This window comes from Streptomyces sp. NPDC059788, assembly GCF_042732265.1.
Lineage (GTDB): Bacteria > Actinomycetota > Actinomycetes > Streptomycetales > Streptomycetaceae > Streptomyces.
Genome location: NZ_JBHWHY010000001.1, coordinates 142,046 through 155,408 on the forward strand (window position 1 = coordinate 142,046; position 13,363 = coordinate 155,408).

Here is a 13,363-nt window from a genome sequence, read left to right on the forward strand (position 1 = left end):
CGGTGGTGCACGAGATCTTCCGGCGGCGGGCGGCGGAGCGCCCGGAGGCCACCGCGCTCCTGCACCGGGAACGGGCCGTGAGCTACCGGACGCTGGACCGCGCCTCGGACGCCTACGCGGCGGAACTCGCCGCGGCGGGCGTACGCGCCGGGGACATCGTGCCGGTCCTGATGCCGCGCTCCCCGCGGTACGTGGCGACCATCCTGGCGATCCTGAAACTGGGCGCCGCCTACGCGGCCCTGGACCCCCGCTGGCCCGCTCCCCGGATCGCGGAACTGACGCGGCGGGCGGGCGCCCCGCTGACCGCCGCGGCCCCCGGACACGAGCCCGGGGATTCGAGCGCGGCCCCGGTATGGGTGCCCGGTACGGACATCGAGGAGGCCGCCGCCACCGGCAGCGCCCCGCCTCCGGCGACCGTACGGGAGACGGACATCTGCTGTGTCTTCTTCACCTCCGGCAGCACCGGGCGCCCCAAGGGCGTGCTCTCCCCGCACGCCGGAACGGTACGGCTGTTCACCCCGGCCGACCCGGCGGCCCGCTTCGCCGACCTCGGCCCGGACACGGTCTGGCCGCAGGCCGCCCCGCTGCCCTGGGACGCCGCCTCCCTGGAGCTGTGGGGCGCGCTGCTGAACGGGGGCACCGCCGTGCTGGTGGACGAGCCCTACCTGACCGCGGACGGGCTGCGCGACCTCGTACGCCGGGCGGGCGTGAACACGCTGTGGCTCACCGCGTCGCTGTTCAACCTGCTCGTGGAGGAGGACCCGGACTGCTTCCACGGGCTGCGTCAGCTCATGACCGGCGGCGAGCGGCTCTCGCCCGCGCACGTCCGCCGCTTCGTACGGGCACACCCCCGCATCACCCTCGTGAACGGCTACGGCCCCGTCGAGACCACGGTCTTCACCACCACCCACCGGATCACGGCCGCCGACGTCGCCGACGACGCGTCCCCCGGCGCGCGCGGCACGCAGATCCCGGTGGGCCGCCCGGTCGGCCGTACCGACGTGTTCGTCCTGGACGCGGACCTCCGGCCGGTCCCGCCGGGCACCACCGGCGAGATCTGCGTCGCCGGCGCCGGACTCGCCCGCGGCTACCTCGCGGACCCGGAACAGACCGCGCGCGCCTTCGTCGCGATCCCCCAGGACGACGGCTCCGTACGCCGCGTCTACCGCACCGGCGACCTGGGTTTCCGCTCCGCCGACGGCACCCTGCACTACGCGGGCCGCGGCGACCGCCAGGTCAAGGTGCACGGGCACCGCATCGAGCCGGGCGAGGTGGAGGCCGCGGTGGCCCGGGTGCCCGGGGTGCTCCGGTGTGCCGTCGTCCCGCTGACGGCGGACGGGAACTGCGTGGGGCTGGCCGCCGCGTACACGGTGCGGGACGGCGAGGAGCCGGTGCGCGAGGAAACGGTCCGCCGCGCGCTCGCCGGGCGGCTGCCGGAGTACCTGGTGCCGCGGGCGCTGGCCGCCGTGGACTCCTTCCCGCTCACCGACAACGGGAAGCTGGACACCGCCGCGCTGCTGGACCTCGTTACCGCGCGCACGGGCGCGGCCCGGCCCGGGGACGACGCCCGCCCGCATCCGGTTCCCGGGCCCGGGGACGGCCCGGTGGAGGGGCACGTGACCGTCGCCTTCGCCGAGATCCTGCGTACGGCCCCGGGCGATGTCCCCGACGACGCCTCGTTCTTCGAACTGGGCGGCACCTCGCTGGACGGCGCCCGGCTGTGCGTCCGCATCGGCGTGCGTACCGGCGTCCCCGTACCGGCCTCCGTACTGATCGCGGGACCGACCGTACGCGACGTGACGCGCTGGATCGAGAAACAGCGGGCGCAAGCGCCTTCGGGCGGGGAGCCCGGGAGCCTCGCGCACGAGGGACCGCTGACCCTGCTCCCCGTCCAGAACGGCTTCCTGTTCGAGCATCAGCTCGACCCGGCCGGGACCTCCGCGCACTGCGTCCTGCTGTGGCGGGTGACCGGCGACTTCGACCCGGACGCGTTCCGGGCCGCCGCGCAGGACGTACACCTGCGGCATCAGTCGCTGCACGCCCGGTACGTCTTCGACCGCCGGCCGGTGGCGCTCCTGGACGGGCCGGCCGCACCGGTGGACGTACGGGTCCTGGACCCGGCCGCGGACGAGACGGCCGCGCTCACGACCGTACACACCGTGCTCCTCCAGCCGCTGGACATCGGGGCCGGCGGCAACTGGCGGTGCGTCGTCGCACCGTGGGGGAGCGGTACCTCCTGGCTGCTGGGGATCGTGGTGCACCACATCGCCTTCGACGGCGGCTCCGAACGGCCGCTGGCCGAGGACCTGTCGGCGGCCTACGCGGCCCGTCTGCGCGGCGAGGCGCCCCGGACTGTCCGTCCCGCCCCGCTGGCGGCCGTACTGGCGGGCCACCGCGCGCAGGTGAACGAGGCCGCGGGCGAGGAGCAGCGCGCGTACTGGCGCACCGGACTGACCGGCGTGCCACCGCTGGCCCTGCCGCCCCCCGGGAGGCTCCCTGAAAGCGAGCCCTCCACTTTCACCCTCTCCGCCACCGAGTACGCGGCCCTGGAAGAGCGGGCCCGGCACCACGGCAGCACCCGCTTCGCGGTGCTGCTGGCCGCCTACGCCGAAGCCCTCGGCGCCGTGACCGGACAGCGCGACCTGGCGGTGGGCGCGCCCGTCGCCAAGCGCTACCACCCGGACACCGCGGACGCCGTCGGCTGCCTGATCGATGTGGTCTGCTTCCGGATGCGCCCGGCGGGGGACGGCACGGCGGACGCGCTGCCCCGGCTCCTGGAGGGCATCCACGCCGGGCTGGCCGCGCAGGACGTGCCGTTCGAGGAGGTGGTGCGGCTGGCCGCCGACCCGGCACGGGACCGGTCCCGGCATCCGCTCTTCCAGACGATGTTCGCGCTCCAGGAGGGCCCGCCGCGGCGCCTGGACCTGACGGGCTGCGTGACCGGGACCGTACGGGAGCCGCGCCCGCGGGCGGTGCACGAACTGGAGGTGGAGGTGTGGCCGGACGGCGCGGGCGGCGCGGAGGTGGTCTTCGGGCACCGGCCGCACCAGGTGCCCGCCGCGTTCGTGGCACAGGTGGCCACCGCGTACCACCGCCTCCTGCGACAGCCGGACCGGCCGTGAACGAGCGGACCGACGCGGTGAACGGCGGCGTGGACGGCCCGGCCCGCCACCGGACCCGCATCCACGAACTGGACCGGGACATCGCCCGGCTCATCCGCCTGCGCACCGCCGAGGACCGCCGCCTCCAGGACGCGCGCCGCGCCGTGGGACATCCCCGTACCGACCTGGCCTGGGAGAACGCCGTACTGCGCGGCTACCAGGAGGCGCTGGGCCCGGCCGGCGCGCAACTGGCCCTGACCCTGCTGGGGCTGGGCCGCGGCACGCCCCCGGGGCCGGCAGGGGAACCGGAAGAACGGACGAAGGAGCACACCAGCACATGACAGCGCCCGAACGCGGCTACGCGGACTACCAGTACCAGATCTACGTGCGCGGACTCCAGGACGAGATCCCGCCGTTCACCACCGACTGCTCGGCTCTGGAGGACGTGGCCCGCGACCGCCTCGGCCCCAAGCCGTACTGGTACATCGCCGGCGCGGCCGGCACCGGCGCCACCGCCCGTGCCAACCGGGCCGCCTTCGACCGGCACCGCATCGTCCCGCGGATGCTGCGCGACGCCACCGCCCGCGACCAGCGCACCACCGTACTGGGCAGCGAACTGGCCGCCCCCGTCGTGCTCGCCCCGATCGGTGTGCAGTCCCTGGTCCATCCGGAAGGCGAGCTGGCCACCGCCCGCGCCGCCGCGGCGGCCGGTCTGCCGATGGTGCTGAGCACCGCCGCCTCGCACACGATCGAGGAGGTCGCCGAGGCCAACGGGCCCGACGGGCAGCGCTGGTTCCAGCTGTACTGGCCGCACGACGACGAGGTGACCGCCAGCATCCTCAAGCGGGCCCGCACGTCCGGCTACACCACCCTGGTCGTCACCCTCGACACCTGGCAGCTCGCCTGGCGCCCGCACGACCTCGACCAGGCCCATCTGCCGTTCCTGCGCGGTGGCGGCGTGGCGATCCCGCTGTCCGACCCGGTCTTTTGCTCCCGGCTGGAGCGGCCGGTGGAGGAGGACCCGCAGGGCGCGGCCATGCAGTGGCTGCCGATCTTCAGCGGCAAGGCCCACACCTGGGACGAGCTGGGCTTCCTGCGGGAGCACTGGGACGGCCCGATCGTGCTGAAGGGCATCGTGCACCCCGAGGACGCGCGCCGGGCGGTGCGGGCCGGGATGGACGGCATCGTGGTGTCCAACCACGGCGGCCGCCAGGTGGACGGGGCGGTGGCCGCCCTGGACGCGCTGATCGACGTGGTGGCGGAGGTCGGCACCGAAACGGAGGTGCTCTTCGACTCCGGTATCCGGGGCGGCGCCGATGTGTTCAAGGCGCTGGCCCTGGGCGCGCGGGCGGTGCTGCTGGGACGTCCGTACGTCTACGGACTCGCCCTCGGCGGCGCCGCGGGAGTGGAGCACGTCGTACGCGGCCTGCTCGCGGACTTCGATCTGACGATGGGCCTGTCCGGCTGTACGACCATCGCGGACATCGGCCCGGACACCCTGCACGCGGGCGGCGGAGGGGAGGTGCGGCGATGAACCGGCGCGCACGGAAGGCCGGCTGGACCGCGGTGGCGCTCACCGGAGCCTGTGCGCTGGCGCTCACGCCGATGGCCCTGGCCGGAACCGGGAACCGGGCGGAGGCGGCGGACAGCGGCGCGGCCGGCGCCCGCACGGCTGCCGCGGCCGCCTCCGACGACGGCGCCTGGCCGCCCAGCACCGGCAAGGGCCCCTGCGAGGTCGGCAGGACCAACGACGTCGGCGCCCGGATGCGGGACGGCACCGTCTTACGCGCCGACGTCTACCGGCCGCGCACCGGCAAGAAGGTCCCGGTCATCCTGATGCGTACCCAGTACGGCAAGACGGCGGCCGAGGTCCAGCCCTCCAGCTACCAGAGTCCGCAGTGGTTCGCCTCGCACTGCTACCTCGTCGTGGTGCAGGACGTCCGCGGCCAGTACGCCTCGGACGGCGATTTCTACGAGTTCGCCAACGAGGGCAAGGACGGCTACGACAGCGTGGAGTGGGCGGCCCGGCTGCCCGGCTCCAACGGCAAGGTGGGGATGTACGGCTCCTCCTACGTGGGCGCCACCCAGTGGCTCGCCGCCCAGGAGCGCCCGCCGCATCTCAAGACGATCGTCCCCGACAAGACCTCCGACGACTACTACGACGGCTGGACCTACGAAGGCGGCGCGTTCCGGCTGAACTTCGTCACCCCCTGGGCCATGCGCAAGATCGTCCCGTCCGCCGCGGCCAACCGCGGCGACTGGGACACCTACCACCAGGTCAACCGGGACTACCAGGACATCCAGCAGTGGCTGGGCAGCGCCCCGTACAACCGCTTCAAGCCCCTGCACCCCGGCGACCCCAAGGTGGCCCCGTACTTCTTCGACTGGATCAAGCACCGTACGTACGACGACTACTGGCGCCGGTGGGCCCCGAAGGAGAACCACGAGAAGGTCGACATCCCGGTCCTCGACTACGCCGGCTGGTACGACGCCTTCCTGGACGGATCGATCCGCAACTACCAGGGCATGGTCCGGCACGGCGGCTCGCCCCGGACCCGCGCGAACCAGCGCCTGGTCGTCGGCCCCTGGGACCACACCGGCTGGGGCCGCCCCACCAGCAACCCGGCCCCCCTCCTCAAGCAGATCGGCCCGGCCGGCAACAGCCCCGTGAACGAGATGATGCTCGCCTGGTGGGACCACCACCTCAAGGGCAAGGACAACGGCGTCCGGAAGAACGGCGTGGACTACTTCGTCATGGGCGCGAACAAGTGGCGTACCGCGCCCTCCTGGCCGCTCCCGCAGACCCGCTGGAGCGACTACTACCTCTCCAGCACCGGCCACGCGGCCGGCAACACCCAGGACGGCACGCTCTCCACGGCACCGCCAGCCGGGGACACCCCGGACGACCACTACACCTACGACCCGCGCAACCCGGTCCCCAGCGTCGGCGGACACTCCTGCTGCACGGCGGCCATCAGCACCCAGGGCCCCTACGACCAGCAGCAGATCGAGCAGCGCCCCGACGTCGCCGTCTACACCGGCGCACCCCTGTCCAAGGACACCGAGGTCACCGGCCCCGTCACGGTCAAGCTGTACGCCAGGTCCTCCGCGCCGGACACCGACTGGACCGCCAAGCTCGTCGACGTCCACCCCGACGGCACCGCGGTGAACCTGAACAGCGGCATCCTCCGCGCCAGTTACCGCGAGTCGAAGAGCGACCCGAAGCCGATCGTCCCCGGCAAGGTGTACGCCTACACCATCAAGGTGTGGCCGACCAGCAACCTGTTCAAGAAGGGCCACCGCATCCGCCTCGACATATCCTCCAGCGACTACCCGCAATACGACCCGAATCCGAACACCGGCAGCTGGCTGGGCGAGTCCACGGAGCGGCGCACCGCACGGCAGACTGTGCTGCACGACGCGGCGCACCCCTCGAAGGTGACGCTGCCGGTGATCCCCGACGGCGGCCGGGACAAGGGCAGCGCCACGCCGCCGCAGAAGTAACGTCACCCCACACCGACATCGACCGAGAGGCAGGACATGCACGACGTACGCCGGGCCCGTACGACCGACCACACCACGCTCGTGGAGTGCGTACAGCGGTGGTGGGGCGACTCGCGCACCCCCGAACAGTCACGGGAGCTCTCGCTGCTGCTGCCCCGGCTGTTCCTGCAGCACTTCGCGGACACCAGTCTGGTGCTGGAGGACGAGACCGGAGTCCGGGCGTTCCTGGTGGGCTTCCACTCCGCCGACCACGCCCACGAGGCGTACATCCACTTCGTCGGCGTGGACCCCGCGCTGCGCAAGAAGGGAGTGGCCCGCCGCCTGTACACCGCCTTCTTCGAACACGCCGCGGCGGCGGGCCGTACCGAGGTACGCGCCGTCACCTCGCCGCAGAACACCGGGTCCATCGCCTTCCACCAGGCCATGGGCTTCGAACTGGAGGCGGGCGACCGGGAGGTGGACGGCCTGCCGGTGCACAGCGACTACGACGGTCCGGACCAGGACCGGGTGGCCTTCCGCCGGAAGCTCGGCGCGCCGCAGGCGCGCACCCTGGAGCCCTTCACGACACGCGCGGCGGTGCCGCGGGACTTCGACACCGTCGTCGGGGTGGTCGACGACTGGTGGGGCCGCGCCGCCTCCCGCGACCTGACCCGGGTCTTCGTGAACCACTTCCACGACACCAGCCTGATCGCCGAACGCGACGGCGAACTGGCGGGCTTCGTGATCGGCTTCCTGTCCCCGTCCCACCCGGACGAGGCCTACATCCACTTCACCGGGGTCGCCCCCGCCTGGCGGCGCAGCGGCCTGGGCAGCTTCCTCTACGAGCGGTTCTTCGACATGGCACGCGCGAACGGCCGCACCGTCGTCAAGGCGATCACCTCACCGCAGAACGACCGTTCCATCGCCTTCCACAGCGCCCTCGGCTTCACCCCCTCCGACCCGATCGCCGACTACGACGGTCCCGCGCTGGACCGGGTCACCTTCCGCCGCGAACTGTGACCCGCCCCCGGCGCGGGCCGGGCGCCCGGTCGCGGGCGACCGCGTGACACCGTCACGCGACCAGGCGCAGCCAGGCCTCCGCGAGCGCGGCGTGACCGGCCGGCGTCGGGTGTACGCCGTCCTCGGCCCAGTACTCCGGCCCGGTCGTCGCGGCGAGTCCGGCGAACATGGCGTCGGCGGTGAGCAGCTGGGCACCGTACGCGTCGGCGAGGCGCCGCACGGCCTGGATCTTCGGGTCCAGGTCGGCGCGCCACTCCTTGCGCTCCTTCTCCCCGATGGGCAGCAGCGCGCTACCGGCCTCGACGTCGCCGCGGACCGGCAGGAGGAACGGCTCGATGAGGATCAGCCCGGTGCCCGCCTCGGCGAGGGGCGCGAGCAGCCGGTCGTAACCCGCCGCGAACTCCTCCACGGAGATCACGTATCCCTCCGGGTCCAGCGTGTGCCAGCCCATGTCGTTGACCCCGACGAGGACCGACACCACGTCCGGGCGCGCGTCGAGCACGTCCGTCTGCCAGCGGGGTTCGAGGTCCATGACCTTGTGGCCCCCGATCGCCGAGTTCAGCCAGGTCACGGGCCGGTCCGGGTGCCGCAGGCCCCACTCGCCCGCGATGAGGAGCGGGTAGCCGGACCCGAGGCCGTGCTCGGTCTGAAGGCGTTGGCTGTCGGTGATCGAGTCGCCGGTGAACATCACGGTGGCTCCAGGGCGCAGGGTGATCGTCATGGGTGCTCCTTGAAATGTGGAGGGGGAGGACAGAAGGGGAAGGCCTGTCGGGCAACGGCGTGGCGGCTCAGCTCGCCGCCTTGCCGAACCACCGGTCGGCGGCCCGCTCGAAGGACGTACGGTCGAAGTCGCGGTCGCCCGCCCAGGCGACAATGCCGTCCGGCCGGATGAGCACGGCACCGAGCCCGAGGCCGTCGTCCGCCGACCCGGCCGCGTACCGCAGTCGGTTCCGCCGGACCGCCGCCGCGTCGCGCAGGCGGCGCTCGGTGCCGAAATCGAGCGCGACACCCCGTCCGTCCCGCAACAGCTCGCCGAGGCGGGTGCCGTCTTCGAGACGCAGATCCGGGGCGTTGCGGCCGACCAGCGGCCGATCGCTGCCGAGGTCGTAGCGGATCGAGGTCCCCGACGTCTTCTCGAAGACGTGGGTCGTTGCGTCCCGGGTCCCGAGCAGGTCGCGCATTACCTCCCGGAGCGCCTGGCCATGGGGGCCCGGCCGCATCACCGCCGCCTGGGCGCGCGTCCAGTCCAGCACCCAGGCGCCGAGCGGATGCCGCTCGCCGGTGTAGGTGCCGAGCAGACCGTCCGGCGCGTGCCCGAGCACGGTCGCCGCCAGCTTCCACCCCAGGTTCATGGCGTCGCCGATGCCGAGGTTGAGCCCCTGCCCGCCGAGCGGGGAGTGGATGTGTGCGGCGTCGCCCGCGAGCAGGACGCGGCCGAGCCGGTACGTCGTCGCCTGCATCGCCCGATCGGTGAAGCTCGACGCGAGCCGGACGCCGCCGAGCGTCACGCCGGTGCCGGACACCCGGCGCAGCACCGCCTGGAGGTGGTCGCGAGTCGGCTGCCGCGAACGGTCGAACGCACCGCCGTCGAAGTCCATCATGCCGATGTGCCCCTCGGTGGGCATCCGGATGTACATGCCCGTCGGCGTCAGGTTGATCCCGGGACGCAGCACATCGGGATGGTCGACCGTGGCGAGCATGACGTAGCCGGTGAACAGCGGCTCGGTGCCGTCGAACGCGAAGCCCGCGAGCCCGCGCACCGTGCTGCGTCCGCCGTCGCAGCCGACGAGCCAGCGCGCCGCGTACGCCTGCTCACCCGCGTGCACGGTCACGCTCTCGTCGTCCTGTGCGACGGCCGAGACCGTGACGCCCCGCCTGATCTCCACGCCGAGCTCGCGAGCCCGCTCGGACAGCACCCCCTCGACCGCTTCGAGGCTTGTCAGCAGGCCGTCCGTCACCGGGCCGGGAAGCCGGAACGGCAGCGCGTCCAGGTCGACCTTGTCCGGATCGAGCACCATGCCGGCGAAGTGGCCCACGCCACGGGGACGCGACGGTTTCTCCGCCCCGGGGCCCGGACCGGAACCGTCGTCGACGCCCGACGCCGTCAGCAGCGGGTGCAGCATCCCCCGGCGGTAGAACGCCTCGACCGACCCGGCGGACAGGCCCCGCATCCCCAACGGGTCCGCCCGCCACGGGGAGCCGGGTTCCGGCTCCCGCTCCAGCACCAGGACGGAGCAGCCCGCGAGGCCGAGTTCGCAGGCGAGGAACAGACCGACCGGCCCGGCGCCCACGATCACTACGTCATGCATGAAGAAAACCCCTTCCCAAGGACCGGGGCCGGTTTCCCGCGGCCCCGACACGCAAAGGCTGCCGAGGGCCGCTCACATGGGGCTCACACGGCGCTGACACGAGGGCACACGGGCCACCGCCCTGATGTGAGCACCCGGTTGGCCGCGTGCGAGGATCGCGCCATGGACGGGGGTGTGCGGCTTCGGGTCACGCTGCTCGGCGCCTTTCAGGTGTCCCGCGGTGACACCGTCCTGCCCGTGCCGGGCGCCCGGTTGCGGGCCCTGGCCGTACGGCTGGCCCTCGCCGCCGGGCACGCGGTCGAGCAGAGCGGCCTCATCGACGCGATCTGGGCCGAGGACCCGCCGGCCGGCCCCGCCCACGCCCTCCAGGCCCTCGTCTCGCGGCTGCGCCGTACCCTCGGCCCGGCCGGCGACATCGCGCAGCTCGCGGGCGGCTACCGGCTGGCCGTGGACGCGGCCGACGTGGACGCGCTGCGCTTCGAACAGCTCGCCGCCCTAGGCCGCGACCGCCTGAGCGCCGGTGATCCGCGCACCGCGGCGGCCGTACTCGGCGAGGCCGTGGCGCTGTGGGGCGACCGCCCCGGCGCCGAACCCGCGGTCGTCGCCGCGGTGGCGCCCGCCGTCGCGACCCGGCTGGCCCACGCCTCGATCGAGGCCGTCGCCGACCTGGCCGACGCCGAGCTGGCGCTCGGCCGTGCCGCCGCGGCCGCCGCCCGCCTGACCGCGCTGCTCTCCGAGCACCCCGTCCACGAACGCGCCGCCGCGCTGCTCATGGACGCGCTCGCCGCCCAAGGACGCCAGGCCGAGGCCCTCGCCCTGTACGAGCGGGTCCGCGAAAGCCTGGCCGATTCCCTCGGCACCGACCCGGGCGCCGCGCTCGGCGAACGCCACCTGCGCCTGCTGCGCGCCGAGCGGCCCGCCCCCGGCACCGCGCCGGTCCGGCACGGCAACCTGCCCGCGCCGCTGACCAGTTTCATCGGACGCGACGACGACCTCGCCCGGATCGGCACCCTGCTCGCCGCCGGGCGCCTGGTGACGGTGCTCGGTCCCGGCGGCGCCGGCAAGACGCGCCTGGCGGTCGAGGCCGCCCGCCGCCACCGGCACGAGTACCGCGACGGCGTCTGGATGATCGACCTCGCCTCGGTCACCGAACCCGCCAAGGTCGGCGCGGCGCTGCTGGCCGCGACCGGCCTGCGCGGCTCGGCGCTGTTCGAGACCTCGGCCGGGCTGCGCGGCGACCCGGTCGGCGAAACGGACCTGCTGGCCGACCGGCTGGACGGCCGGGAGACCTTGCTCGTGGTGGACAACTGCGAGCACCTGATCGACGCGGTGGCACACCTGGTCGCGGCGTTGCTGGCCCGCTGCGCCGCGCTGCGGGTGCTGGCCACGAGCCGGGAGCCGCTGGCGGTCGACGGCGAGGTGCTGGTTCCGCTCGGCCCGCTGCCCCTGCCCGAGCCGTACGACGAGGTCGCGCGGGCCCGCCGTAGGGCGTCGGTGCGCCTGTTCACCGAGCGGGCGGCGGCCGTGCGGCCCGGGTTCGACGTCGACGAGCACAACCTCGGCGAGGTACTGCGCGTCGTCCGCGGCCTGGACGGTCTGCCGCTCGCACTCGAACTGGCCGCCGCCCGCCTGCGCACGCTCTCGCTGACCGGCCTGGCCGCCGGACTGTCCGACCGGTTCCGCCTGCTCACCACCGGCAGCCGGACCGCCTTCCCCCGGCACCGCACGCTGCGCTCGGTCATCGCGTGGAGCTGGGACCTGCTCGGCGCCGACGCCCGTGTGGTCGCGGAGCGCGTCTCGGTCCTGCCCGGGGGCGTCACACCGGCCTCGGCCACCGCGGTCCGTGCGGGCACCGCGGTGCCGGCCGCCGAGGTCCCGGAGCTGCTCGCGGACCTGGTCGACCGGTCCTTGCTGCAGCTCGCGCCGGACACCGGCCGGTACCGGATGCTGGAGACCCTGCGCGAATACGGCCTGGAGCGCCTGGCAGAACAGGGCACCCTGACCAGCGCGCGGGACCTGGCCGCCCGCTACTTCGCCGAGCTGGTCGCCCGCCACGACCCCCTGCTCCGCGGCCCCGGGCAGCTCGACGCGCTCCGCGTGCTGCACGCCGAGTACGACAACGCCCTCGCCGCCCTGCGCCACCTGTGCGACACCGACGACGCCGCCGGAGCGATCGCGCTGGCGGTGAACCTGAGCTGGTACTGGCAGATGCTCGGCCGGCACCCCGACGCGGCCTACTGGCTCGGTGAGGCGCTCGCGCTGCCGGCCGGGCGGCCGGGCAGGGAACGCGACATCGCCGAGGGGCTGCTGCTCCTCAACACCGTCGCCACCCGCGGTGTGTCGGCCGGCCCCTGGATCAGGGAACGGCGTGGGGAACTGCGGGCCCTCGCCGACCGGCTGCTGAGCCATCCGGAGCTGCCGGGCCTGCGCGGCGTGCTGACCGCCGTCGGCCTGGCCTCCCTGGCCCGGACCGAGGTGCCGCCGACGGTCCTCCAGCGGCTGGTCGACGGGCCCGACGAGTGGCTGGCCGGGATGGCCCACATGTTCCGGGCCCAGTTCGCCGAGAACGACGGCCACTTCGACGAGGTCCGCAGCGACGTGCGCGCCGCGCTGGAGTGCTTCCTCCGGTCGGGCGACCGCTGGGGCCTGGCCAAGGCGCTGCCCCTGCACGCCCTGGTGCGGCAGTACGACGGCGATCTCGACGGCGCACTGGCCGATCTCACCGAGGCCAAGCGGCTGGCCGGCGAGTTCGGTTCGCTCAGCCTCAGCGACGAGATCTTCGTCGACCTGCGCCTGATCGATCTGCACGTACGGCTCGACGACACCGCGCGGGCGGCCGAGATGATCGGCCTGGCCCGGGAGCGCGCGCTGCGCTCGGCGTCGCCCGAGACGGCGATTCTGCTCGACGCGCGGGAAGCCGCCCTGCGGCTGCGAACCGGCGAACCGGCGCGGGCGCGCGAGCTGGTCGAGGCGGTCGAGGCCGGACTGTCCGAGCACGCCCTGTTCGCCGGCGACCAGGGGCAGGCACTGGTCGGCGCGGTGCGGGGCGCGCTCTGTCTCGAATTCGGCGACGGGCCGGGCGCCGAAGCGGCGCTGGGCCCGGCGTACGCGGCGGCGGGCGACAGCGGGGACATGCCGATCGTGGCGACGGTGGCGGTGGCCGTGGCCGGCCTTGCCGCGCTGTACGGGCGGCACCGCGAAGCCGCCGTCGTGCTCGGCGCGGCGGCCCGGCTGCGCGGCGCCCACGACCCCACCGATCCTCAGGTCCGCACGCTGAGCGGCCGCGCCCGGGCCGCGCTCGGCGACGAGCGCTTCGCCGAGGCGTACGGGACCGGCTGGCAACTGGACACGACAGCGGCCCTGACCCGGGCCGACCCGGCACGGCTGCGCCGCGCGGAGCCGTCCGCCCCGCCTTCCGAACCGGGCGGCGCACCGGCACGGCAGGCCTGA

8 protein-coding genes are annotated in these 13,363 nt (G+C 74.2%); 6 read left to right on the plus strand and 2 right to left on the minus strand.

Annotation, left to right across the window (positions count from 1 at the left end):
- The first annotated feature begins 5 nt into the window (after positions 1-5).
- The 5 genes from ACFV57_RS00865 to ACFV57_RS00885 are packed head-to-tail and all read left to right on the plus strand — an operon-like array spanning position 6 to position 7,604.
- Positions 6-3,122 carry an amino acid adenylation domain-containing protein gene (locus ACFV57_RS00865; RefSeq protein WP_385224242.1) on the plus strand — a complete coding sequence of 1,039 codons (3,117 nt, stop codon included), beginning with the start codon at positions 6-8 and terminating at the stop codon, positions 3,120-3,122.
- Positions 3,119-3,442, plus strand: coding sequence for a hypothetical protein (locus ACFV57_RS00870; protein WP_385224244.1), 324 nt, complete (start codon positions 3,119-3,121; stop codon positions 3,440-3,442). The genes ACFV57_RS00865 and ACFV57_RS00870 overlap by 4 nt, the downstream gene beginning before the upstream one ends.
- Entirely contained in the window at positions 3,439-4,635 is a 1,197-nt protein-coding gene (locus ACFV57_RS00875) for an alpha-hydroxy-acid oxidizing protein (protein ID WP_385224246.1), read from the plus strand. The genes ACFV57_RS00870 and ACFV57_RS00875 overlap by 4 nt, the downstream gene beginning before the upstream one ends.
- Positions 4,632-6,605 (plus strand): CocE/NonD family hydrolase, encoded by a 1,974-nt coding sequence (locus ACFV57_RS00880; protein WP_385224248.1) that lies wholly within the window; start codon positions 4,632-4,634, stop codon positions 6,603-6,605. The genes ACFV57_RS00875 and ACFV57_RS00880 overlap by 4 nt, the downstream gene beginning before the upstream one ends.
- Before the next feature lie 36 nt (positions 6,606-6,641).
- Positions 6,642-7,604, plus strand: coding sequence for a GNAT family N-acetyltransferase (locus tag ACFV57_RS00885; RefSeq protein ID WP_385224250.1), 963 nt, complete (start codon positions 6,642-6,644; stop codon positions 7,602-7,604).
- Positions 7,605-7,656: 52 nt separating this feature from the next.
- Here ACFV57_RS00885 and ACFV57_RS00890 read toward each other — a convergent pair whose 3' ends face one another.
- Together ACFV57_RS00890 and ACFV57_RS00895 are read right to left on the minus strand one after the other, a co-directional pair.
- Entirely contained in the window at positions 7,657-8,325 is a 669-nt protein-coding gene (locus tag ACFV57_RS00890) for an SGNH/GDSL hydrolase family protein (protein WP_385224252.1), read from the minus strand.
- A gap of 67 nt (positions 8,326-8,392) precedes the next feature.
- A complete protein-coding gene (locus ACFV57_RS00895) occupies positions 8,393-9,913 on the minus strand; it encodes an FAD-dependent oxidoreductase (protein ID WP_385224254.1) in 1,521 nt (506 codons plus the stop codon).
- Between the two features lie 162 nt (positions 9,914-10,075).
- Between ACFV57_RS00895 and ACFV57_RS00900 the strand changes: the two genes are divergently transcribed.
- Positions 10,076-13,363 (plus strand): ATP-binding protein, encoded by a 3,288-nt coding sequence (locus tag ACFV57_RS00900; RefSeq protein WP_385224256.1) that lies wholly within the window; start codon positions 10,076-10,078, stop codon positions 13,361-13,363.

Bases quoted from the DNA above. Each gene is read 5' to 3' on its own strand.
- ACFV57_RS00875 (WP_385224246.1), top strand. From the start codon at position 3,439: ATGACAGCGCCCGAACGCGGCTACGCGGACTACCAGTACCAGATCTAC.
- ACFV57_RS00880 (WP_385224248.1), top strand. From the start codon at position 4,632: ATGAACCGGCGCGCACGGAAGGCCGGCTGGACCGCGGTGGCGCTCACC.
- ACFV57_RS00885 (WP_385224250.1), top strand. From the start codon at position 6,642: ATGCACGACGTACGCCGGGCCCGTACGACCGACCACACCACGCTCGTG.
- ACFV57_RS00890 (WP_385224252.1), bottom strand. From the start codon at position 8,325: ATGACGATCACCCTGCGCCCTGGAGCCACCGTGATGTTCACCGGCGAC.
- ACFV57_RS00895 (WP_385224254.1), bottom strand. From the start codon at position 9,913: ATGCATGACGTAGTGATCGTGGGCGCCGGGCCGGTCGGTCTGTTCCTC.
- ACFV57_RS00900 (WP_385224256.1), top strand. From the start codon at position 10,076: ATGGACGGGGGTGTGCGGCTTCGGGTCACGCTGCTCGGCGCCTTTCAG.